Here is a 22,037-nt window from a genome sequence, read left to right as displayed (position 1 = left end):
AGCGCCAGTTTGGCTACACCAAGGTGCGCTACCGAGGCCTGGAGAAAAACACTCTGCAGATCGTGACGCTGTTTGCGCTGTCCAACCTGTGGATGGCACGCCATCAGTTGATGCAGCAGCAAGGAGCGCGGGGATGAGTGCGCCCGAAAACAGGGCGCGGGCCGCCAAAAACGGCAAAACGCCCCGATCGGCGGGCAAAAAAATAGTTGCCCCTGCCGAAGTCAACTCAAATTCCATCATCTGAAAAATAGCCCAGGCGTAGCACGCCTGGAGGTGAGTTATTCAGAGCATCCTTAGGTCGCGTGTTTACCGATTTACAATCGTTCACTTTTTGCTTGAGCAATCAAGCATTTATGCCCGATGGTTGAAACCCAAAGCACGCCTTATGAATCAGATGCTCTACATACCTGAAAAGAAATTCAGGGAGGATGATGAAATCTCGCTGACCGAGATTTACGAAATATTGCGAAAAAGCTGGATATGGGTTGTTGCCCTGGCCGTGCTGGGTGCCACATTGGGTGGGTTGCTGGCTTTCATGCTTCCCAAGAAATTTCAGGCATCAGTGTATGTGGAGCCGCCACTTGCCGTTCAATACATGGAGGCCAATGCGTTGCGCACCTCTGTTTCAGGATTGAAATGGGTGTCTGGTGACCATTTATATGGAATTTTCCTGAACCAATTGCTTTCCGACGAAAGCCGGCATGATTTTTTCGAGAATGTCTATCTTCCGTCTTTGACTAAAAAACCACAGAGCGACTTGGAGAAAAATACGCTGTATAAAAGTGTCATGCCCAAACTGATTGCTGTCAAAGAGCCCGTGCCAAAGAAGGGACGGCAGCTCTACAGTGTCGAAATTCAGGCTTCGACCGGAAAAGACACGGTTGATTGGATGCGCGCATTTTTGGCGCGCGTGGAAAGCGCCGCGCGCGTAAGGTGGATCGAAGGAGAGCAAAAAATCATTGATGTCACCATCAAGAACATCGAAAAAGACCTGATGGAAAAGTATGAGCTGACGCGAAGCCACCGAGAAGATCGGGAGGTGCGACTGGATGAGGCATTCCGGGTTGCCAAGGCAGTGGGTCAATTGGGGCCGCAGTTGACGACGGGGCAATTGCCGAAACAGGATGGCATTGCTGGCTATGCGGATGGGTCGAGCCTGTATGCACGAGGTGTGAAGTCTCTGGGTGCCGAGATTGAGATTTTGCGTGAGCGCGAAGACGATTCTGCTTTTATCGATGGTTTACGCGAAGCGCAGGCTAAACTGAAATCCCTGCGTGGACAACATCTACAGCAGCAGGCTGTTGGCATGTACCGTATCGATGGGCAGTTGTTGGAGCCCGCAAAACCAAATTCTCCCAAAAAAGGACTGTTGATCATTGTGGGGTTTTTGCTGGGTGGTTTCTGTGGTGTGTTGGCAGCTTTTATCCGTAATTTCATCATGGCCAAAAATGCCAGTGCGAAGACCCAGGAGCGTTCCATTTCTTTCGCGTGATTACAGAGTTTTATGACTATTCGACGCAAAGGCATCATCCTCGCCGGCGGCTCCGGCACGCGCCTGCACCCAGCCACGCTGGCCATCAGCAAGCAGCTGCTGCCCGTCTACGACAAGCCGATGATTTACTACCCGCTGGCCACGCTGATGCTGGCCGGCCTGCGCGACATTCTCGTCATCAGCACGCCGCAGGACACGCCGCGCTTTGCCCAACTGCTGGGCGACGGCAGCCAGTGGGGGCTGAACCTGCAATACGCCGTGCAGGAGAGCCCCGACGGGCTGGCGCAGGCCTTCGTCATCGGCGAATCCTTCATCGGCAGCAGCGCGAGCGCGCTGGTGCTGGGCGACAACATCTTCTACGGCCACGACCTGCAGCCGCTGCTGGAAAGTGCCGACGCCCGCGCCGAGGGCGCGACGGTGTTTGCCTACCATGTGCAAGACCCCGAGCGCTACGGCGTCGCCGAATTCGACGGCCAGGGCCGCGTGCTCTCCATTGAGGAGAAGCCCGCGCAGCCCAAAAGCAACTACGCCGTCACCGGCCTGTACTTCTACGACGACCAGGTGGTCGACCTGGCCAAAAGCCTGAAACCATCGGCACGCGGCGAACTGGAGATCACCGACCTGAACCGCCTGTACCTGCAGCAAGGCCAGCTGCAGGTCGAGCTGATGAGCCGCGGCTACGCCTGGCTCGACACCGGCACGCACGACAGCCTGCTCGACGCCAGCCAGTTCATCGCCACCATCGAGCAGCGCCAGGGCCTGAAAGTCTCCTGCCCCGAGGAAATCGCCTGGCGGCGCGGCTGGATTGGCCACGAGCAGCTGGAAAAGCTCGCCCAACCGCTGGCCAAGAACGGCTATGGGCAGTATTTGCAGCGGTTGCTCAAAGACGCTTCTGTTCCTTCTGGGAGGGCGGTTGTGTCTACTCCCTCTCCCTCTGGAAGAGGGTAGGGGTGAGGGCTGCCCCTGTAGGGGCGGCGCCCTCGCTGCGATGCACCATCGGCCAGAGGGCTGGCCTCCTACCACCATGCGAACCGCGGGTACTGTAGGAGTGGCGCCCCCGCCGCGATGCATCCCTCCCCACCCATTTAAAATGATTGCATTGAAAGCACCGCAGGGAGTGCCCGCATGACCAGCATCACCATCCGAAATCTGGACGACGGCCTCAAGGCCAGTTTGCGGCTGCGTGCGGCGCGCCATGGTGTGTCCATGGAGCAAGAAGTGCGCAACATTCTGCAAAACACCCTGGCGGAGCAGCCCAAGGCAGCCGGCGGCCTGGACTTTGCCTTGCGCATCCACCAGCGCTTCAAAGGCCTGGGTGCGGACGACGCGCCCCCGCCGGCCCGCCAACCGGCCCGGCCACTGCCGGGTTTCGGCCAGCCATGACGGTCGGTTTCTTGCTCGACACCAATGTGCTGTTAGAGCTGATGCGCGAGAACCCCGCGCCAGAAGTCCTGCACTGGTTCGCCGGCCAGACGGCCAGCCAGCTGCAGACCAGCGCCATTACACAAGCGGAAATATTGGCAGGCATTGCCGTCCTGCCGGTGGGCAAGCGCCGGGACGCGCTGGCGCATGCAGCCCAGCAAATTTTCAGCGATGACTTTCGCGGGCGCTGTCTTGATTTTGGGAGCGGCGCAGCCGAGCACTACGCCCTGGTGCGCGCGCAACGACAGCACGCGGGCCGCCCCATCCACACCGAAGATGCCCAGATTGCCGCCATTGCGCTGACCGCCCAACTGGCGCTGGCCACCCGCAACATCAAAGATTTCGAAGGCATCGATGGCCTGGAAGTGGTCAACCCCTGGCAGATAAACCCTGGTGCGCATTGAGTTTTCTAGAAAATGCCCCCGCGCACCGAGGGAGCGGCGCCCCGCCGCGATGCGCCATCGGCCAGAGGGCTGGCCTCCTACCTACCATGCAAACCGCAGGTACCGTAGGAGCGGCGCCCTCGCCGCGATTCCCCCGCCGCAATCGATTTGAGACCTCTTTCACAGGACCCACCCCATGAAAGCCACCCCCACCGCCATCCCCGACGTCATGGTCATCGAGCCCAAGGTTTTTGGCGACCCGCGCGGCTTCTTCTTCGAAAGCTTCAACCAGCAAGCCTTCAACCAGGCCACCGGCACCAATTACCAGTTCGTGCAGGACAACCACAGCTGCTCCAGCCGCGGCGTGCTGCGCGGCCTGCACTACCAGCTGCCGCCCCACGCCCAGGGCAAGCTGGTGCGCGTGGTGCGCGGCACGGTGTGGGACGTGGCGGTGGACATCCGCCGCGATTCGCCGACGTTTGGGCAGTGGGTGGGCGAAGAGCTCTCAGAGGACAACCACAAGCAGCTGTGGATCCCGCCCGGCTTTGCCCACGGTTTTTGCGTGCTCAGCGAGACGGCGGATTTTTTGTACAAGACGACGGATTACTACAATCCCACGTTGGAGCGCGGCATCGCCTGGGATGATCCGGGGGTGGCCATCAACTGGCCTGAACGGGACGAGCCGTGGTTGCTGTCTGCCAAAGATCAAGGCTATCCGGCCTTCGCGGCTGTGGAATAACCGTCGACCGCCAGTCTAGAGAAAACCAATTGTTATGAATTTATCGAGTGCGCGCATTGCCGTTGTTGGTCTGGGCTATGTAGGGTTGCCTTTGGCAGTGGAGTTTGGCAAGCATCGCCCGGTTCTTGGTTTTGACATTCACCGGGGGCGTGTGGCCGAGCTGCAAGCGGGGCAGGATCACACACTGGAGTGCAGTACCGAGCAACTGCGTGCTGCGACCCAGTTGCACTACAGCAGTGAATTGGCTGACCTGAAATCCTGCCAAGTTTTCATCGTTACCGTCCCCACCCCAGTTGATGGCGCCAACCGGCCCGACCTGACCCCGCTCATCAAGGCCAGCCGGACCGTAGGCGGCGTATTGAAAAAGGGTGACGTGGTCATCTACGAATCCACGGTATATCCTGGCGCGACTGAAGAAGTCTGCGTGCCCGAGCTGGAAAAAGCCTCCGGCCTGACGTTCAACCAGGACTTTTTCTGTGGCTACAGCCCTGAGCGCATCAACCCCGGGGACAAGGTCAACACCCTCACCACCATCAAAAAAATCACCAGCGGCAGCACGCCCGAGGTGGCCGATGCCGTCGATGCGTTGTACCGCCAGATCATCACCGCAGGCACGCATCAGGCCAGCTCCATCAAGGTGGCAGAGGCCGCCAAGGTAATCGAAAACACCCAGCGCGACCTGAACATCGCCCTGGTCAACGAACTCTCCGTCATCTTCGCCCGCCTAGGCATCGACACGCTGGACGTGCTCGAAGCCGCCGGCAGCAAGTGGAATTTTTTGCCGTTTCGCCCCGGCATGGTGGGCGGACACTGCATCGGTGTCGACCCGTATTACCTCACGCACAAGGCCGAGCAGGTGGGCTACCACCCGCAGGTCATCCTGGCGGGGCGTCGCATCAACGACAACATGGGCCGCTACGTCGCGCGCACCACCATCCGGCGCATGCTGCAAAACGGCATGGACGTACCGCGCTGCCGCATCGGCGTGCTGGGCATCACCTTCAAGGAAAACTGCCCCGACATCCGCAACAGCAAGGTAGTGGACGTGATCCGCGAGCTGCAGACCTGGGGCGCCCAGGTGGTCGTGGCCGATGCCTGGGCCGATGCTGCCGAGGTGCGGCATGAATATGGCCTGGAACTGGACGTAATCGATGCGGCCCACCCCGTGGACGCCCTCATCGTCGCCGTCGGCCACCACGAATACCGCACCATGGCGCCCGCCGACCTGCGCGCACTGTGCAGCAGCAGCCAGCCCGTGCTGGCCGATGTGAAAAGCCTGTACGACCGCCATGCCATGGCCGAGGCGGGTTTCAGCGTCTTCCGCCTGTAACTCCTCGCCCTGTCGTAGGAGCGGCGCCCTCGCCGCGATTGCAACGCTGTCTTGAACCCTTTGCCGAGACCTAATCCATGAAAAATTTTGCCCTCATCGGTGCCGCTGGCTACATCGCCCCGCGCCACATGCGCGCCATCCAGGACACCGGCAACTACCTGGCCGTGGCCTACGACATCAACGATTCGGTCGGCATCATCGACAGCATCTCGCCGCAAAGCGAGTTTTTCACCGAGTTCGAGCGCTTCTACGAACACGCCCAGCGACTCAAGCGCAACCCAGCGACCGCGCTCGACTACGTCGCCATCTGCTCGCCCAACTACCTGCACCACGCCCACATCGCCGCTGGCCTGCGCCTGGGGGCCGACGTGATCTGCGAAAAACCCCTGGTGCCCACGCCTGAATTGATCGACGAACTGGCGCGGGTCGAGCGCGAAACCGGCAAGCGCGTCTTCAACATCCTGCAACTGCGCCACCATGACGCCATCCTGAAATTGCGCGAAAAAGTCGCCGCCGCCCCGGCAGACCACACATTCGACGTGGAGCTGACCTATATCACCAGCCGCGGCAAGTGGTACATGGAAAGCTGGAAGGGAGATGCGCGCAAATCCTTTGGCGTCGCCACCAACATCGGCGTGCACTTCTACGACATGCTGCATTTCGTCTTCGGCAAGCTGCAGCGCAACGTCGTGCACTACAGCGGCGAGGCCAAGGCCGCCGGCTACCTGGAATACGAACGCGCCCGCGTGCGCTGGTTCCTGTCGATCGACGCCAATGACCTGCCCGACGACGTCAAGGGCAAGAAGCCGACGTTCCGCAGTATCGACATCAGCGGTGAGCAGCTGGAGTTTTCCGAAGGGTTTACCGAGCTGCACACCACCAGCTACCGCGAGGTACTGGCTGGCCGTGGCTATGGCCTGGAGGATGCGCGGCACTGCATCGAGACCGTCAACACCATCCGCAGCGCGCAAATCGTGCGTGGCCAGGCGGGTGAAATTCACCCCTTCGTGCAAAAACTGGCATGAGCGGCGTCACCATCCACCCCAGCGCCATCGTCGACGAAGGCGCGCAAATTGGCGACGGCAGCCGCGTCTGGCATTTTGTTCATGTCTGTGGCGGGGCGCATATCGGCAAAGACGTCTCTCTCGGGCAAAACGTCTTTGTCGGCAACAAGGTGGTCATTGGCGACCATTGCAAGGTGCAGAACAACGTCAGCGTCTATGACAACGTCACGCTCGAAGAAGGTGTGTTCTGCGGCCCTAGCATGGTGTTCACCAACGTCTACAACCCGCGTTCGCTCATCGAGCGCAAGAGCGAGTATCGCAACACCTTGGTCAAAAAAGGCGCCACTCTGGGTGCCAACTGCACCATCGTTTGCGGTGTGACGATTGGTGAGTACGCCTTCGTCGGCGCCGGCGCCGTGGTCAACAAGGACATACCCGCGTATGCCCTGATGGTGGGCGTGCCCGCCAAACAAATTGGCTGGATGAGTGAGTTTGGCGAGCAGCTTGATTTGCCGCTGCAGGGCGAGGGTGAGACCACCTGCATACACACCGGTGCACGCTATGTACTCTTGGGCCAAAGGGTTTCAAAAATCGAACCTGATTTCCTGTGAATACCACAGCCCTGTTGCACCGCATCGCAGCTGGCGAATCGCAAACGCAAGAATTCAAGGCTTCGTTTGATAAAGCCTGCATTGCCTCCCTGGTGGCTTTTGCCAACACCCGGGGCGGTACGGTGTGGGTAGGCGTTACGGACAAAGGTGCGCTGCAAGGCGTCTCACTCGGCAAAGAGACCCTGAACGAATGGCTGGGCCAGATCAAGTCAAGCACCAGCCCATCACTGATCCCGGATTTGACGGCGCACCAGATCAATGGAAAAACCATCGTGGCCATCGAGGTGGCGGAATTTCCGGTCAAGCCCGTCAATACCCGTGGACGTTATTACAAGCGCATCGCCAGTGCCAACCATGCGCTGGCGCTCAATGAAATATCTGACCTGTATTTGCAAACGCTGCAAGTATCCTGGGACGCCCATCCCGCGCCTGGGCGTAGCGCGGCAGAGTTGTCGCCAGCCAAAGTTGAAAGTTTTATTCAACAGGTGAATGCGGGCGGGCGGTTTGCCCTGGAGGCCGGTGCACCACTGGCAGCGCTGCAAAAGCTCAACTATGTGACCCCCGCAGGCCAGCCCACCTGGGCGGCGCTGCTGCTGTTTGCCAGTGAACCCCTGCGCCACCACGTGCACATAGGCCGCTTCAAAACGCCGAGCATGATCATTGATGACCGGCAATTGACCGACACTTTGTTTGAGGTGGTCGAACAAAGCATGGCCTTCATCGTCTCGCACATCAGCGTGGCCTTTGAATTTGACGGCAGCATTCAGTGCAAAGAGCGCTTTGCCTACCCCCTGCCCGCGTTGCGCGAGGCACTGCTCAATGCCGTGGTTCACCGCAGCTATACAGACCCGAGCGACATCCAGATCAAGATTTTTGACGACCGCATCACCCTCTTCAGCCCAGGCGGTTTTTACGGTGGTATCAGCGTGGCCGACATTCAGGCCGACAACTACCGTTCCAGCCTGCGCAACAAGCTTGTCGCCGAAGGCTTCTATCTGAGCCGCGCCATAGAGAAATACGGCAGCGGCTTCATACGCATCCGCAAAGCTTTGGAGGGCCAGAGTCGCAGCCAGAGTCGCAGCCAGAGTCATCCCTTCCGTTGGAAGCCCGTGTTCTGGCCATGTTGGCCAAAACTCCCATGGGCAAGCGCGATATCTCCGAAGCATTGGGGCAAAAAGAAATATCGGGTCAGCTCAACAAAGTCATCCGAGCGCTGCTGGCCACTGGCCAAATCGAACTGACCTTGCCCGACAAACCCCGCAGCCGCTTGCAGCGGTACCGCATCACCCCCGCATCCTCCACGCCATGGACTTCATCGACCTGAAAACCCAATACCAGCGCCTGAAAAGCCAAATCGACGCCAACATACAGAAAGTGCTGGCCCACGGCCAATACATTCTTGGTCCAGAAGTGGGTGAACTGGAAGAAAAGCTGGCTGCCTATACCGGTACCAAACACTGCATTGGCGTCGCCAACGGCACTGATGCGCTGCAGATTGCACTGATGGCGCTGGGCGTGGGCCCAGGCGACGAGGTCATCACCCCCGGCTTCACCTACATCGCCACGGCCGAGGCCGCCGCCGTGCTGGGCGCCAAGCCGGTATATGTGGACGTGGATGCGCGTACCTGCAACCTTGACCCGGCGCTGCTCGAAGCCGCCATCACGCCCCGAACCCGCGCCATCATCCCGGTGAGCCTGTACGGCCAGTGCGCCGACTACGACGCCATCAACGCCATCGCCGCCCGGCACGGCATTCCGGTGATCGAAGACGCCGCACAAAGCTTTGGCGCCAGCTACAAAGGCCGCAAAAGCTGCAACCTGACGACGATTGCCACCACCAGCTTTTTTCCCAGTAAACCGCTGGGCTGCTATGGCGACGGCGGCGCCATCTTTACCAATGACAATGAATTGGCTGCCGTCATGCGCCAAATTGCCCGTCACGGCCAAGACCGGCGCTACCACCACGTCCGCGTGGGCATGAACAGCCGCCTGGACACCCTGCAAGCCGCCATCCTGCTGCCCAAACTGGCGGTACTCGATGAAGAAATAGCCCTGCGCCAGCAAGTCGCCCAGCGCTACGCGCATTTACTCCCTCTCCCGCAAGCGGGAGAGGGCAGGGGCGAGGGCTGCACCCTACCCTACATCGAACCCCACAACATCAGCGCCTGGGCGCAATACACCCTCCAGGTGAGCGACCGCGAAGCCGTGCAGGCCAGGTTGAAAGAGCGAGGCATCCCCACCGCCGTGCACTACCCCATCCCGCTGAACAAGCAGCCCGCCGTCGCCGATGCCACCGTGCAGCTACCCGTGGGCGACGTTATCGCCCAGCGCGTCATCAGCTTGCCCATGCACCCGTATCTGGATGCGGCGGCGCAAGAGCGCATAGCGCAAGCACTGACACGGTAGCCAGCCCTATCGCCATGCCAGAGTCCCAGCACACTGAATACAAACGCCAATGGAAGGACGACCTTCTGAAATGGCTGTGCGCCTTTGCCAATGCCGAAGGCGGGGCACGCTCATGATCGGCTACGACGACCAAGGCGTGGCTGTGGGTGTGGATCAGGCTAGCAAGCTGCTGGAAGACATCCCCAACAAGGTGCGCGACGTGCTGGGCATGGTGGTGGATGTGGATCTGGTCATGCACGGCACCCTGCCCACCCTGCACATCCACGTGCCCGCCTACCCCTACCCTATCAGCTACAAGGGCGAATACCACTACCGCAGCGGCAGCACCAAGCAAGAACTCAAAGGCGCGGCGCTTGACCGGTTTCTGCTCAGAAAGCAAGGCATCACCTGGGATGGCGTGCCCGTGCCCTATCTGCAAGTGGGCGACCTGCAAGACAGCACCATGAAGCGCTTTCGTGAGCTGGCTATTCACAACCAGCGCCTGCCCGAAACCATCCGCGAAGAAGGCAACCCGCTGCTGCTGGAGCGCCTGCGTCTGACCAAAGACGGCTACCTCAAGCGCGCCACCGCCCTGTTGTTTCACCCCGAGCCAGATCGCTACGTCACTGGCGCCGCCATCAAAATCGGCGCGTTTGGCAAGAACGATGCCGACCTGCTGCACCACGACGAAATCACCGGCAACCTGTTCACCCAGGTAGAAACCGCCATCGAGGTGCTCAAGCTCAAATACCTCAAAGCACGTATCAGCTACGACGGCCTGTACCGCCAAGAGCGCTTCCCCCTGCCCATGGCCGCCCTGCGCGAAGCCATCCTGAATGCCGTCGTCCACAAAGACTACGCCACCCCCGTCGCCATCCAGATTAGCGTCTATCCAGACAAACTCATGATCTGGAACCCCGGCCAGCTGCCCGAAGCCTGGACGCTGGAAAAGCTGCTGGGGAAACACGCATCGCACCCGCACAATCCCGACATCGCCAACGCCTTTTTCCGCGCCGGCCTGATCGAATCCTGGGGTCGGGGCATAGAGCGCATCAAAGATGCCTGCACCCAAGACGGCTACCCCACGCCGACCTGGGCGCTGGAGCCGGGTGGGTGGTGGGTGACGTTTGGCTACGCGCCTGAAGATGTCACCGGGCAAGTCACCGGGCAAGTCACCGAACCCATTCAGCGCCTACTCAGTGCGATGGTTGCGGACCATAGCCGCAGTGAATTGCAACGTATATTGAATTTACGGCATCGGGACAGCTTTGTTACCACGTACCTGCAGCCAGCACTGGCGGCTGGGGTGATCGAAATGACCCAGCCCGAAAAGCCCACCAGCCGCCTGCAGAAATACCGCCTGACCGAAGCTGGCAGGCAATGGCTGGCTGCCGTGCACAAACCCACTGAGGCCTAGAGAGCCATGCCCGAATCCCAGCACGTCGAATACGAACGCCAATGGAAGGACGACCTTCTGAAATGGCTGTGCGCCTTTGCCAATGCCGAAGGCGGCACGCTCGTGGTCGGCTACAACGATCAAGGCCAGGCCGCAGATGTGAAGCCGGCCCAAAGCTGTCGAAAGGCACTCCTATCCCACCCTCAAAGGTTTGCACAAAGCCGTAGGAGCGGCGCCCTCGCCGCGATAGCGCGCATGCGCTCTCCAAGCCATGCGCCCCAGCCGCAGCCAAAATCGGCCAGAGGGCTGGCCTCCTACGGTGAGTTGTACCGCCAAGAGGGCATCAAGGACGCCTGCACGCAAGGCCGCTACCCCACGCCGACGTGGGCGCTGGAGCCGGGCGGTTGGAGGGTGACGTTTGGCTACACGCCCGAGGATGCCAGTGCAGTGTTGCAAGGTGTAATGGGACGGCAGGAGTTGATGCAACGCCTGGGGCTGCGTGATGAAAAGCATTTTCGCCAGCATTACCAGCAAGCTGCCATCGCGCTGGGCGTGATTGAAATGACCCTGCCTGAAACACCACGTAGCCGCTTGCAAAAATACCGCCTGACCGAAGCAGGCCAGCAGCGACAGGCGGCGCTGTTGCCCGCCAGTGCAACGACAAATAAAACACGCAAGAGCAGCTCAACAAAATGAGCCACAACCCATCTTCGCCCACCGCATTCCGCACCGACATCCAAGGCCTGCGCGCCATTGCCGTGCTGGCCGTCATGCTGTTTCACTACAACCCTGCCTGGCTGCCCGGCGGGTTTGTGGGGGTGGACGTGTTCCTGGTCATTTCGGGCTACCTCATCGTTCGCATCCTGCTGCAGAAGAAGGCCCAGCCAGGCTACCGGCTGGCCGCCACGCTGCGCTATTTCTATATCGGCCGCATCAAGCGCATCGCACCGGCGTATTTCGCCATGCTGGTGCTGGTGTCGCTGCTGGCGGCGGTCTTGCTGCTGCCGCAGGATTTGGGCGTCTACAAGAAAGGGCTGAACCAGGCCGCCTGGTTCCACAGCAACAGCTACTTTGCCGGCTTTGGCGACTACTTTGCCCCGGCCAGTCATGAGCAACCCTTGCTGCACACCTGGTCGCTGGCGGTGGAAATCCAGTTCTACCTGCTGGCGCCGCTACTGGTCTTGCTGTTGCCAACCAAGTCGCTGAAGTGGGTGCTAGGCGTGCTGCTCGTCGGCTTCACCTTGCTTGCTCAGTACCGCCTGAGCGTGCAGGGCATCCAGCAAGCCACCTACTACAGCCTGTATGCCCGCCTGCCAGAATTTTTTGCGGGCGGCTTGGTGGCTGTGTATATGCACAGTTTCAGGGGGGGGCAGCGCTCCTGGCTGGCCGGCGTGGGCCTGGTGTTGGTGCTGGCCGCCGCTGCGGCGCAGCCCCGGTTAGGCCCGTTCCCTGGCCTGCCGGCGCTGCTGCCCGTGGCGGGCGCCGCGCTCATCCTCTTGCACCCTGCGCAGGGGCTTGTCCTGCGCCTGCTGGGCAACCGCCCCATGGCCTGGGTGGGCGAACTGTCGTACTCGCTGTACCTGTGGCACTGGCCCGTGCTGGCCTTGCTGCGCTACTACGCCGGAGAGCAGGTGCTGGACATACCCTTTAGCCTGCTATTCATCATCCTTACCCTGCTGCTGGCCACCGCATCTTTTTATACCGTGGAAGCGCCACTGCGTGCCCGCCGCACGGGCGCCCGCCAAGCCGTGGGCTATGGCCTGCTGGCGTGCGCGGCCCTGGCCACCGCGCCCAGTATGGCGCGCATCAACCAGGCGCTATCGCCCCCACCCCTGCCGATCGAATACCAGCGCTACGCCGATCCCGCCACTATCTGCCACGGCCAGATCGTGGACGACTGCCTCAAAGGCGATTTGAACAGCGACAAAGAGGTGTTGGTGCTGGGTGACTCCCACGCCGCCATGCTCAACCTGTTTTTTGACCAGTTGGGCAAGGAGCTGGGTTTCAAGGCGCGCATCATTACTGCCAGCAGCTGCGTGACCATTCCGGGGTTTGACTACCAGCGGATTGCCGAATGGGCACACGAGGCGTGTCTGAAGCAGATCGAGCAAGCGCAGCAGGCATTGAATAAATCACCAATCGTCTTCATCGCCGCCAGCTGGAATTGGCAACTGGAATCAACCGCCTTCCAGCAGGCGCTGGAGCACTTTCTGCAGCAGCAAGACAAGGTCGGCAAAAAAATCTATCTGATGCCGCAAGAGCCCCTGCTTGCACGCAACCCGCTGCGCGCGCAGCGATTCGTGCAGCTCGGCTTGCCGACCAATATCGTGGTCAATCCCCAATATCAGCAAGCCAACCACTGGCTTGCTCAGTGTGCGCAGCGCCATACCAACGCCCTGCTGCTGGATTTTGGCAACACGAAGGTCTTTGCCCAAGCGCCCTTTGCCGCAGGCCAGCTTCTCTATTCTGACGAGCACCACCTGAACGAAGTGGGCGCGCGTGCCTATGCCCAGGCGGCACGCGCCACGTTCACGAAAGTACTGCGGTAAACCCATGCGCAAGCTTCTGCCCCAAAGCGCCTACGCCCGCAACGTGCTCACCTTGATGACTGGCACCACGCTGGCGCAGGCTATCCCGATTGCCATCAGCCCCATCCTCACGCGGCTCTACAGCCCCGAGGAATTTGGCCGTTTCGCGCTCTACATGGCCGTCGCCATGATTGCCAGCGTACTGGTCACCGGCCGCTACGAGCTGGCCATCCTGCTGCCGCGCCACGATCGTGATGCACTGCACATCACCGCGCTGGCCATGGCGCTCAGCGTGGCCATCAGCGCCGTGCTGCTGCTGGTCGTCATTTTTCTTGCCCAGCCCATCGCCGCCCTGCTGGGCGATGCCGCCCTGGCCTCCTGGCTGTATTGGGTGCCGGCATCCACCTTGCTGCTGGGCGTGTACCAAAGCCTCAATTATTGGAGCAACCGCAAGGCCCAATACAAGCGCCTGGCCATCAGCCGCACCGTGCAAAGCACGGGCGTCGCCTTGGCGCAAATGACCAGCGGCTACGCCGGTAGTGGCGCCGTGGGATTGGTGGGCGGGCAAATCACGGGGCAGGTGCTGGCCACCGGCGTATTGGCGCGCTTGATCTGGCGCGAGGATCACCAGCAAATCCGTGTGCTGAGGCCGACCCGCAGCCTGGCGCTGGCGAAAAAGTACATCAACTTTCCCAAATACCTGATCGTTGCCCATGGCTTCAACACCGCTTCAGGACAGATGCCGGTGCTGCTGCTCAGCGCCCTGTTCAGCACCACGGCGGCGGGCTTCTTCACCCTGACCCAGCGGGTCATGGCCGCGCCCATGGCCCTGGTGGCGGGGGCTTTGGGTGACGTGTTTCGGCAAGAGGCCAGCCACGCCTATATTCACCAGGGTCAATGCAAGACCATTTATCAAAAGACATTCAAGCGTTTGTTGTTGATCTCGGTATTGCCCTTTATCGTTTTTTTCTTTGTTGCTCCTGCGCTATTTGCCTGGGTGTTTGGCGAGCAGTGGCGCGTGGCTGGTGAATATGCACAAATCCTGACGCCCATGGCATTTTTGCAGTTCATAACCAGCCCCTTGAGTGCGATGTTTATGATTGCAGAAAAGCAAAAATTGGATTTACTCTGGCAAATATTTCTCCTGTCTTTAGTCATTGTTTCTTTTGTGCTTGGAAAGTTCCTCTCGGGCGCGGCAGATGCGTTGAAAATTTTCTCCTTTGCTTACTGTGTTGCCTACGGTGTCAATGGGGCAATGACTTACCATTTTGCAAAAAATAACGTCAGAACATGAAAGCAGTAAAAATACTGATGATAACTCAGGGCGTTTCCAGATTGGTGAGGCCATTATTCGAATCCAATCACCAAGTGGTTGGGGTGCTCGAATCCATGCCGCGAGATTATGATGGCTCAAGAAACAAATCCCTGTTGATTGAGTTTCTGAAAAAAACTTATAGTCTTGTAAAAAGACAAGATGTTTTTCTGCCGAATTTTTGTAAAAAAAGAAGTATTCCCTATAATTTCATATGGAAAAAAAATTCAAAAGAAATTGCCAATTGGATTCGGGAACTAAATCCGGAATTGATCGTTATTTTCAGCATGTCTCAACTCTTGAAGGATGACATTCTGAAAATACCGCGTCTTGGCGTAATTAATCTGCATCCTTCGTTTTTGCCAAGCTATCGCGGTGCCAATCCTGATTTTTGGCAATACCATGATATGGAAATGAATCCTGGGGTCACGGTGCACTATGTCAATGCAGGAGAGGATACGGGAGACATCATTTTTCAAGATCGGGTGCACATTCCTCTTGGGACGAAGTCGCCCGAGCGTCTGGATAAATTGATTGGTGAACTGGGAGTGTCTTTGATGCTCAAGGCCATCGATGCCATCGCCCAGAGCAATGCGCCACGCACACCGCAGCCTGCACAAAGTCCCACACCACGCGCCCGCATTCTGAAGCCTGAAGAACATGCAGAGATCATTGATTGGGAGCATTGGCCGATTGAGCGCGTATGGCATGTTTTGCGCGGGACGGAGTTGTGGCTGAATGCGATTGCCCAGCCTGCTGGCTTGCTGGCAGGGCAGCGCTGGTCAATCCGCGAATATGAAAAAATAGACATTGCACAAGGCACGCCCGGTAAAATTGGCAAGTACAAGAATAAAAAATGCGTATTTGCCAAGGATGGGGTGATTTATATTGATATTGATTTTGATATTAAAAATTCCATTTTGAAAATTCTCCAAAAATAAATGGCTGTGTCCTCTCGTTTGTCTCATCGCATGGATCAATACCACGTCCTCTGCGTCACAGAACCATCCATCCCCTTATTCAGCCAAGCCTGGTGGCTCGATGCCACGGTGGGTGAGGGAGGCTGGGATGTAGCCTTGGTAGAAAAAGGCGGCGCCATTGTCGCGGCCATGCCCTATGTGCCGCGCAAGCGCCACGGCTTTACCCTGCTCGGCCAGCCTGCGCTCACGCAAACCTTGGGGCCTTGGCTGCGCGAGGCAGCGGGTAAATCCTCCACGCGGCTGGCGCAGCAAAAAGATCTGTTGCAAGCGCTGATCGAGCAACTCCCGCCTTTTGACCATTTCACCCAGAACTGGCATTGGAGCCTGGGCAATTGGCTGCCGTTTTATTGGGCAGGCTTCCAGCAGACCACGCGCTATACCTACATCCTGAATGAACTCGGGGATGAGCAGATATTGTGGAAAGGGTTGCGAGAAAATATTCGCACAGACATAAAAAAAGCCAGCAATCGTTTCAAGTTGCGCGTCCGCACGGATTTGTCGGTAGGCGATTTTCTTCACCTCAACCGTATGACATTTGCCCGACAGGGCATGGCCTTGCCCTACACGGAAGCCTTTGTGCACACGCTCGACCAGGCCTGCGCCGCACGGCAGGCACGTAAAATCTTCATTGCCGAAGATGAACAAGGCCGTCGCCACGCCGGGGTTTACATCGTCTGGGATCAAAACAGCGCCTATTACCTGATGGGCGGCGGCAACCCTGAACTGCGCAACAGCGGCGCCACCAGTCTGTGCATGTGGGAGGCGATCAAGTTTTCCGCAACGGTTACCCGGCGCTTTGACTTTGAGGGTTCTATGATCGAACCGGTAGAGAAATTCTTTCGCGCATTCGGTGCCCAGCAAACACCGTATTTCACGGTCAGTAAAACCCCTTCCCGCATCCTTAAAACGGCCTTGTTCCTGCGTAGTTTGAAAGGGGGTCAGTAATGCCCGGCACGCTATGGCACAGTCCTGCCGCTCTGGCCTGGCTGCAAACCATCCTGCGAGAACGCTTTGGCCACGCCTTTGTCTTGCAAGCCCAGCCAGACGGCTCCGGCATGGCCTTGCGCCTGCCCGGCGATGCACGCTGCATCAGCCTGGCGCTCAATGGCGCCACCTTCGCCCGTGCCGATTCTGACCTGCCTTGCACCCTATGGAATGCCGCCGCCGAGGGCTGGCAACCCGCCTTGCCGGGCGCACTGCCCGCGCCCGGCGCGGCGCAATTGCCCGCGCCGCTGATCACCCCAGCCGACAATGGCTGGCATATCGGCTACGACATCCTCGGCCTGACTTACTGGATGCTCACCCGTCAGGAAGAAGTCGGCCGCACCGACCTGGACAATCATGGGCGCTTTCCGGCAGTTCATTCGCATGCCTACAAACATGGCTATCTGGAGCGCCCCGTCGTTGACGAATGGCTGCATGTGCTGGGGCAGGTCATCGCCCGCACCTGGCCGGGCATCGCGCTCAAGCAGCACCAGTTCAGCATGAAGGTCAGCCACGATGTGGACGCACCCAGTCGCTACGGCTTTGCCAGCGCCAAGGGCCTGCTGCGCGCCATGGCGGGCGACGTGCTCAAGCGTGGCGACATCAAGAATGCCCTGCGTGCGCCTTGGATCAGGCTGAACACCCGTGATGCGCTGCACCCCAGCGACCCATTCAATACCTTTGAATGGATCATGGATCTGTCTGACCAGCACGGCCTGACCAGCGCCTTCTATTTCATTTGCGGGCGCACCAGCGCCATGGACGCCGACTACGAGCCCGAGCATCCTGCCATCCGCGCGCTGATGCGCCGCATCCATGAACGCGGCCATGAAATTGGCCTGCACCCCAGCTACGGCACCTATCAAAAACCAGAGCTGATTGCGCAAGAGGCACAACGGTTAAGGACGGTTTTGGCTGAAGAAAACATACGGCAAGCCGAAATGGGCGGGCGTATGCACCTTTTACGCTGGGAACAGCCTACTACTTTGCGCGCTTGGGCTGATGCCGGTATGAATTATGACAGTACCTTGAGCTATGCCGATAGACCTGGATTCAGATGTGGTACCTGCTTTGAATATCCAGCGTTTGACTCTGTTTTGGGCCAAGCATTGAAACTGCGTGTGCGGCCACTCGTTGTTATGGAGTGCTCTGTTATCGCCACTCGATATCTTGGACTTGGTCTTGGCGAAGAGGCAAAGAGGAAAATTAATTTACTGAAAAATGCATGTATATGCGTAGGTGGGTGTTTTACATCATTGTGGCATAACTCCGAGTTGAAAATGATGGAGGAGCAAGAGCTCTATATGAATATGCTTCATAAACAATTCAAATGAAGATCAATGTCTTCAATTTAACTGCGAATATTAACTTTTTTTTAATATTCCCATTCTATATGATTGGGCAGATGCTTGTTCAGATGGGGTACTCTGCGCCATTTCTGGGGTCGGCTTTTGGTTTCTTTCTTTTGATATCGTTGCCTATTGCTGTTTTGGGATTATTTCGGGCGAGGAATTTTCGATCAATAATGAAGCTTTTTATAACAAAAGCTTTTTTCTTTTTCTTGATAATTTATACTTTGTTTGTGGTCATTCAATATATAAATGGGACTGAGTTTGAATTTATCTCCTATCATTTAAAATCAGTATTTCGCTTGGCTGCTTTCTATTTTGTAACATTGAATTTATATTTCGGAGGTGTTTTTAAGGATGTGCGATATTCTATCGTCGTCCTGTGTCTTGCGGCGTTTTTTGTATTATCTTCGATTTTCAATATTATAAAAATATTCCCTGCTGAGTTTGGCGGTGAATATTTTGAGCTTGATTATCAAATGTTGGCGTTTTTGGTCTTATTTTTCTTTATTGGGAATCTTGCAAATTCGCGTACTAAGAGTAATATCGTAATTATATGCGCCATGGTAGTTTTCCTATTTCATCTGGGCGCCAGAACTGAGTTCTATATTGCACTGGCACTCTTGGGCGCGGTTGAATTTTTGAAGGCGAAAAGAAGAATTGGTGTACTAATTCTCTTCTTCTTCGGCTCTGTTTTTTTTGCATTGATTGCACATATTTATTTGGATGTTAATTGGTTACGCGACGTTAGAATTTTTTCTGTGATTTTTTCTGATGCGGATCCATCAAAAATATCAAGATCCGAGCTTACATTTAATGCGCTTAAAACTATTGCAGAGCACCCATTTCTTGGTAATTTTGCAAGCCATGAATTAGGCGCCTATTCTCACAATTTACTTTCGGCATGGGTTGACTTCGGAGTTTTTGGATTCTTTTACGTTCTATTTCTCGTTGCAATTCCATTATTTATAATTTTGCTAAATATAAGAAATAACCTAAATCAGATTTATATCTTGGCTGTTTCTTCGTTGATGGCTTTGGTGATTGCGTATGCATTGGCGAAGACTTATAATTATTCCATGTTGGCGGTGGCGCTGGCGTATTATGGAATATGGGTATCTACGGAGAAAGGTAGATTAAATAATGAGAAAAAATAATACAATTAATGTTTTGTATATTGATGGGGATGGGCCGCTTGGCGGCGCTTCGCGCAGCTTGTATGAGCTTATTGGAGGGTTTGATCCTAATGCGGTGCATCCCTATTTTTTTACATCTAAGGGCACCGCTTCTATTTTTTATGAAAAAATTGCCGTTGATAATATTTCTGTGCGCGGAATGTCAAAATTTGATCATACGAGGTATGGGTATTACAGAGGGTGGCGTTGGCTAATTTTGCTCAGGGAGTTTTTTTATTTCCCATTTATGATTTTTGGTCTAATTAAGGCGGCGCATCAATGGAAACAAATAGATGTGATTCATCTCAATGAATTTGTTTATATATTACCCGCGATAATCGCAAAAAAAATATTTTCCGTGCCCCTGGTGGTGCACGTGCGAGCGTTGGCAAAGGGGAGGGAGGGAGGCATCAGGTCTTTTATTTTTAATTGGATATTGAAGCACTTTGCTGATGTTGTGGTGGCAATTGATGGGAATGTTAGAAAAACCTTGCCTGAGAATTTAAATGTGCTTGTTGTAAATAATTCCTTCTCTCCTGGGCAAGAGCGGGGTGATCGGCGAATAATTGACATCTTTCATGCAATACCTCAAGAAAAATTCAAAGCTGGATTTGTTGGTAATCTTCATAAATCAAAGGGTATACTGGAGATAGTTGAAGCTGCAAAAATAATACATCAGAAAAATTCCAATGTGCATTTTGTTATTGCTGGCGGAGAAACTGCAAGGGTGGAAAATTTAAAAGGATGGTTTCTGAAAAAATTTGGATTTTCTCAAAATTCGCAAAATGAAATGATCAATTTCATTGAGAAAAATAATTTGCAGAATTGTGTAAGTTTGACGGGATTTACTATGGCTATAGGCGATGTTTATAAAAATATTGACGTTCTATTGTTTCCATCTCATTTTGATGCGCCCGGAAGGCCTGTTTTTGAGGCTGGTTTTTATTCAAAACCAAGCATAATTGCCGCTAATAATCCAACATCAGATACATTTAGAGATGGTGTTACTGGTATTTTGGTGCCTGAAAAATCTCCCAACGTTTTGGCCGAGGCTGTGTTGTATTTGGCGAATAATCCAAAAATTTGTGCTGCTATGGGGGCTGAGGCAAAAAAATTAGCAGAAGAGAATTTCTGCCCCCAAAGGAATGCAAGGAAAATCCTTAATATTTATAGGCGATTGAAATCCGGTTCTGGGGAGATTTATGACTTATAAAATTTGCACTCATTGCATCATGGATACCTCTGATCCTCGAATCCAATTCGACGATCAAGGTGTCTGTGAATATTGCAACAACTTCAAAACCACCATTGCACCCAGTTGGGATACCGGTGTGCAGGGTGCGGCTGCTTTGGCGCGCATGGCCGAACAAATCAAGGCGGATACCCAAGGCAAGGATTTTGATGCCATCATCGGACTGAGTGGTGGGCTGGATAGCTCTTATGCGGCTTATGTGGCGGTGAAGAAAATGGGCTTGCGCCCCTTGCTGTTTCATGTGGATGCGGGATGGAATACCGATCAGGCGGTAGGCAATATAGAGAAACTGGTGGACGGCCTAGGGGTGGACTTGTACACCGAGGTGATCAACTGGGAGGAGATGAAAGACCTGCAGGTGGCGTTTTTGAAGTCTGGAATTCCAGATCAGGATATTCCGCAGGATACGGCTTTCTTCTCAGCGCTGTACCAGTTCGCGCGCAAGAACAAGATCAAGCATGTAATCACTGGTTCCAACTACTCCACGGAATGCTGCCGTGAGCCGGAAGAGTGGGGGGGCTACCCGGGCATTGATAAGATTTTGATTGATGACATTCATGGTCGTTTTGGAAATCGCCGGCTAACTACCTTTCCGATTAAGGATATTCTGGTATATAAAATTTACTATCAGAAAATCCTCGGAATGAAGGTTCACTACCCGCTGAACCATGTGCCTTATGTAAAGAAGGATGCCGAGGATGAGCTGGAGCGCCTGTTTGGTTGGCAGCGTTTTCAGCACAAGCACCATGAATCACGGTTTACCCGGTTTTATGAAGACTACTGGATGCCGCGCAAGTTTGGCTACCACAAGCGGCGTGCGCATTTTTCCAGTTTGATTATGACGGGGCAGATGACGCGGGAGGCGGCGCTGGAGCGGATCAGCCGTCCAGAGATGGATGAGCACTTTTTACAGCAGGAATTTGAATATGTGGCGCACAAACTGGATTTGACAATGCCCGAGCTGCAAGCCATTTTTGATGCACCCAACAAGACCTTCCACGACTACAAGAACAAGCGCTGGGTGATTGGCCTGGGGGCCAAGGTGTTGAGTGTGCTGGGCCTGGAGAAACGGCTCTTTCGATGATCGCCCTGATTGATTATGGCGTGGGCAACGTGCAGGCGTTTTTGAACATGTTCAAACGTCTGGGAATTGATGCCTGCCGCGCCAGCACGTCCGAGGCTTTGCAGCAGGCCAGCCATCTCATCCTGCCCGGTGTGGGGGCGTTTGACCATGCGATGACGCAGCTGCAGCAGTCTGGCCTGCGCCCTGCGCTGGATACCTTGGTGCTGGAACAAAAAATACCCGTGTTGGGTATTTGCGTGGGAATGCAGATGCTGGCCAGCGGTAGCGATGAGGGGCAGTTGCCGGGGCTGGGCTGGATACCGGGGCGCGTCAAGGCTTTTGCACAGCAACCTGATTCACACAAGTTGCCCATGCCACATATGGGGTGGAATGATGTGAAATTTCGTGCCGAGCACCCACTGTTTCGTGATTTTGAAGCCGAATCACGTTTTTATTTTCTGCACTCTTATTATTTTGATGCGGTGGACGAAGCCGATGTAGTGGCTACGGCAGAGTACGGCGTTGACTTTGACTGCGTCGTGTCACGGGGCAATGTGTATGGAATTCAATGCCATCCCGAGAAGAGCCATCGTTTCGGTGCGCAGTTTTTGAAAAACTTTGCGGAGCTTTGA

General features: G+C 56.0%; 22 protein-coding genes and 1 pseudogene. All 23 read left to right on the top strand.

Annotated features, from left to right (window positions below; translation table 11 throughout):
- A pseudogene (locus tag ABD767_RS02295) lies at positions 1-137 on the top strand (IS5/IS1182 family transposase); the annotation flags it as partial.
- A gap of 248 nt (positions 138-385) precedes the next feature.
- Entirely contained in the window at positions 386-1,492 is a 1,107-nt protein-coding gene (locus ABD767_RS02290; protein ID WP_103045372.1) for a Wzz/FepE/Etk N-terminal domain-containing protein, read from the top strand.
- A 12-nt stretch (positions 1,493-1,504) separates the two neighbouring features.
- Positions 1,505-2,440 (top strand): glucose-1-phosphate thymidylyltransferase RfbA, encoded by a 936-nt coding sequence (gene rfbA / locus ABD767_RS02285; protein WP_103045371.1) that lies wholly within the window; start codon positions 1,505-1,507, stop codon positions 2,438-2,440.
- Positions 2,441-2,617: 177 nt separating this feature from the next.
- Positions 2,618-2,875, top strand: a complete 258-nt coding sequence (locus ABD767_RS02280) for a FitA-like ribbon-helix-helix domain-containing protein (protein WP_103045370.1) — start codon at positions 2,618-2,620, stop codon at positions 2,873-2,875.
- The gene (locus ABD767_RS02275; protein ID WP_103045369.1) at positions 2,872-3,318 is read left to right on the top strand and encodes a PIN domain-containing protein; all 447 of its coding nucleotides are present in this window, start codon (positions 2,872-2,874) and stop codon (positions 3,316-3,318) included. The genes ABD767_RS02280 and ABD767_RS02275 overlap by 4 nt, the downstream gene beginning before the upstream one ends.
- Before the next feature lie 175 nt (positions 3,319-3,493).
- Positions 3,494-4,036 (top strand): dTDP-4-dehydrorhamnose 3,5-epimerase, encoded by a 543-nt coding sequence (rfbC, locus tag ABD767_RS02270; RefSeq protein WP_103045368.1) that lies wholly within the window; start codon positions 3,494-3,496, stop codon positions 4,034-4,036.
- A gap of 34 nt (positions 4,037-4,070) precedes the next feature.
- Positions 4,071-5,366, top strand: a complete 1,296-nt coding sequence (locus ABD767_RS02265; RefSeq protein ID WP_103045367.1) for a nucleotide sugar dehydrogenase — start codon at positions 4,071-4,073, stop codon at positions 5,364-5,366.
- A 77-nt stretch (positions 5,367-5,443) separates the two neighbouring features.
- Entirely contained in the window at positions 5,444-6,391 is a 948-nt protein-coding gene (locus tag ABD767_RS02260) for a Gfo/Idh/MocA family oxidoreductase (protein WP_103045366.1), read from the top strand.
- Positions 6,388-6,981: a UDP-2-acetamido-3-amino-2,3-dideoxy-D-glucuronate N-acetyltransferase gene (gene wbpD / locus ABD767_RS02255; protein WP_103045365.1), complete on the top strand. Its 594-nt coding sequence runs from the start codon at positions 6,388-6,390 to the stop codon at positions 6,979-6,981. The genes ABD767_RS02260 and wbpD overlap by 4 nt, the downstream gene beginning before the upstream one ends.
- Positions 6,978-8,222, top strand: a complete 1,245-nt coding sequence (locus ABD767_RS02250) for an RNA-binding domain-containing protein (protein ID WP_103045364.1) — start codon at positions 6,978-6,980, stop codon at positions 8,220-8,222. Before wbpD ends, ABD767_RS02250 begins: the two co-directional genes overlap by 4 nt.
- Complete coding sequence (locus tag ABD767_RS17255) at positions 8,147-8,305, top strand: Fic family protein (RefSeq protein WP_425549884.1); 159 nt, start codon at positions 8,147-8,149, stop codon at positions 8,303-8,305. Before ABD767_RS02250 ends, ABD767_RS17255 begins: the two co-directional genes overlap by 76 nt.
- The gene (locus ABD767_RS02245; RefSeq protein ID WP_103045363.1) at positions 8,287-9,387 is read left to right on the top strand and encodes an aminotransferase class I/II-fold pyridoxal phosphate-dependent enzyme; all 1,101 of its coding nucleotides are present in this window, start codon (positions 8,287-8,289) and stop codon (positions 9,385-9,387) included. The genes ABD767_RS17255 and ABD767_RS02245 overlap by 19 nt, the downstream gene beginning before the upstream one ends.
- A gap of 112 nt (positions 9,388-9,499) precedes the next feature.
- On the top strand, positions 9,500-10,783 hold the full coding sequence (locus ABD767_RS02240) for a Fic family protein (RefSeq protein WP_344867980.1): 1,284 nt from the start codon (positions 9,500-9,502) through the stop codon (positions 10,781-10,783).
- Between the two features lie 6 nt (positions 10,784-10,789).
- Entirely contained in the window at positions 10,790-11,458 is a 669-nt protein-coding gene (locus ABD767_RS02235; RefSeq protein WP_344867978.1) for an AlbA family DNA-binding domain-containing protein, read from the top strand.
- On the top strand, positions 11,455-13,311 hold the full coding sequence (locus tag ABD767_RS02230) for an acyltransferase family protein (RefSeq protein WP_103045362.1): 1,857 nt from the start codon (positions 11,455-11,457) through the stop codon (positions 13,309-13,311). The genes ABD767_RS02235 and ABD767_RS02230 overlap by 4 nt, the downstream gene beginning before the upstream one ends.
- Before the next feature lie 4 nt (positions 13,312-13,315).
- Positions 13,316-14,584: a lipopolysaccharide biosynthesis protein gene (locus ABD767_RS02225; protein ID WP_344867976.1), complete on the top strand. Its 1,269-nt coding sequence runs from the start codon at positions 13,316-13,318 to the stop codon at positions 14,582-14,584.
- On the top strand, positions 14,581-15,543 hold the full coding sequence (locus ABD767_RS02220; protein ID WP_103045360.1) for a formyltransferase family protein: 963 nt from the start codon (positions 14,581-14,583) through the stop codon (positions 15,541-15,543). The genes ABD767_RS02225 and ABD767_RS02220 overlap by 4 nt, the downstream gene beginning before the upstream one ends.
- Positions 15,544-15,573: 30 nt before the next feature.
- A complete protein-coding gene (locus ABD767_RS02215; RefSeq protein WP_103045374.1) occupies positions 15,574-16,527 on the top strand; it encodes a GNAT family N-acetyltransferase in 954 nt (317 codons plus the stop codon).
- On the top strand, positions 16,527-17,900 hold the full coding sequence (locus tag ABD767_RS02210; RefSeq protein WP_103045359.1) for a DUF7033 domain-containing protein: 1,374 nt from the start codon (positions 16,527-16,529) through the stop codon (positions 17,898-17,900). The genes ABD767_RS02215 and ABD767_RS02210 overlap by 1 nt, the downstream gene beginning before the upstream one ends.
- Before the next feature lie 71 nt (positions 17,901-17,971).
- Positions 17,972-19,072, top strand: a complete 1,101-nt coding sequence (locus tag ABD767_RS02205) for a hypothetical protein (RefSeq protein WP_146031464.1) — start codon at positions 17,972-17,974, stop codon at positions 19,070-19,072.
- Positions 19,059-20,303, top strand: coding sequence for a glycosyltransferase (locus ABD767_RS02200; RefSeq protein ID WP_103045358.1), 1,245 nt, complete (start codon positions 19,059-19,061; stop codon positions 20,301-20,303). The genes ABD767_RS02205 and ABD767_RS02200 overlap by 14 nt, the downstream gene beginning before the upstream one ends.
- Complete coding sequence (locus ABD767_RS02195; protein ID WP_103045357.1) at positions 20,293-21,426, top strand: N-acetyl sugar amidotransferase; 1,134 nt, start codon at positions 20,293-20,295, stop codon at positions 21,424-21,426. Before ABD767_RS02200 ends, ABD767_RS02195 begins: the two co-directional genes overlap by 11 nt.
- Positions 21,423-22,037, top strand: coding sequence for an imidazole glycerol phosphate synthase subunit HisH (gene hisH, locus ABD767_RS02190; RefSeq protein ID WP_103045356.1), 615 nt, complete (start codon positions 21,423-21,425; stop codon positions 22,035-22,037). The genes ABD767_RS02195 and hisH overlap by 4 nt, the downstream gene beginning before the upstream one ends.

Source organism: Comamonas faecalis, assembly GCF_039538025.1.
GTDB classification, from domain to species: domain Bacteria; phylum Pseudomonadota; class Gammaproteobacteria; order Burkholderiales; family Burkholderiaceae_C; genus Comamonas_C; species Comamonas_C faecalis.
The sequence above is the reverse complement of the archived record's forward strand: the minus strand, read 5'-3'. Positions and strand labels throughout refer to the sequence as shown.

Coding starts and splice junctions, on each gene's coding strand:
- ABD767_RS02210 (WP_103045359.1), top strand. CDS start 16,527: ATGCCCGGCACGCTATGGCACAGTCCTGCCGCTCTGGCCTGGCTGCAA.
- ABD767_RS02200 (WP_103045358.1), top strand. CDS start 19,059: ATGAGAAAAAATAATACAATTAATGTTTTGTATATTGATGGGGATGGG.
- ABD767_RS02195 (WP_103045357.1), top strand. CDS start 20,293: ATGACTTATAAAATTTGCACTCATTGCATCATGGATACCTCTGATCCT.
- ABD767_RS02290 (WP_103045372.1), top strand. CDS start 386: ATGAATCAGATGCTCTACATACCTGAAAAGAAATTCAGGGAGGATGAT.
- ABD767_RS02230 (WP_103045362.1), top strand. CDS start 11,455: ATGAGCCACAACCCATCTTCGCCCACCGCATTCCGCACCGACATCCAA.
- ABD767_RS02280 (WP_103045370.1), top strand. CDS start 2,618: ATGACCAGCATCACCATCCGAAATCTGGACGACGGCCTCAAGGCCAGT.
- hisH (WP_103045356.1), top strand. CDS start 21,423: ATGATCGCCCTGATTGATTATGGCGTGGGCAACGTGCAGGCGTTTTTG.
- ABD767_RS02240 (WP_344867980.1), top strand. CDS start 9,500: ATGATCGGCTACGACGACCAAGGCGTGGCTGTGGGTGTGGATCAGGCT.
- ABD767_RS02205 (WP_146031464.1), top strand. CDS start 17,972: ATGCTTGTTCAGATGGGGTACTCTGCGCCATTTCTGGGGTCGGCTTTT.
- ABD767_RS02275 (WP_103045369.1), top strand. CDS start 2,872: ATGACGGTCGGTTTCTTGCTCGACACCAATGTGCTGTTAGAGCTGATG.
- ABD767_RS02225 (WP_344867976.1), top strand. CDS start 13,316: ATGCGCAAGCTTCTGCCCCAAAGCGCCTACGCCCGCAACGTGCTCACC.
- ABD767_RS02265 (WP_103045367.1), top strand. CDS start 4,071: ATGAATTTATCGAGTGCGCGCATTGCCGTTGTTGGTCTGGGCTATGTA.
- ABD767_RS02235 (WP_344867978.1), top strand. CDS start 10,790: ATGCCCGAATCCCAGCACGTCGAATACGAACGCCAATGGAAGGACGAC.
- rfbC (WP_103045368.1), top strand. CDS start 3,494: ATGAAAGCCACCCCCACCGCCATCCCCGACGTCATGGTCATCGAGCCC.
- ABD767_RS02260 (WP_103045366.1), top strand. CDS start 5,444: ATGAAAAATTTTGCCCTCATCGGTGCCGCTGGCTACATCGCCCCGCGC.
- ABD767_RS02245 (WP_103045363.1), top strand. CDS start 8,287: ATGGACTTCATCGACCTGAAAACCCAATACCAGCGCCTGAAAAGCCAA.
- ABD767_RS02220 (WP_103045360.1), top strand. CDS start 14,581: ATGAAAGCAGTAAAAATACTGATGATAACTCAGGGCGTTTCCAGATTG.
- wbpD (WP_103045365.1), top strand. CDS start 6,388: ATGAGCGGCGTCACCATCCACCCCAGCGCCATCGTCGACGAAGGCGCG.
- rfbA (WP_103045371.1), top strand. CDS start 1,505: ATGACTATTCGACGCAAAGGCATCATCCTCGCCGGCGGCTCCGGCACG.
- ABD767_RS02215 (WP_103045374.1), top strand. CDS start 15,574: ATGGATCAATACCACGTCCTCTGCGTCACAGAACCATCCATCCCCTTA.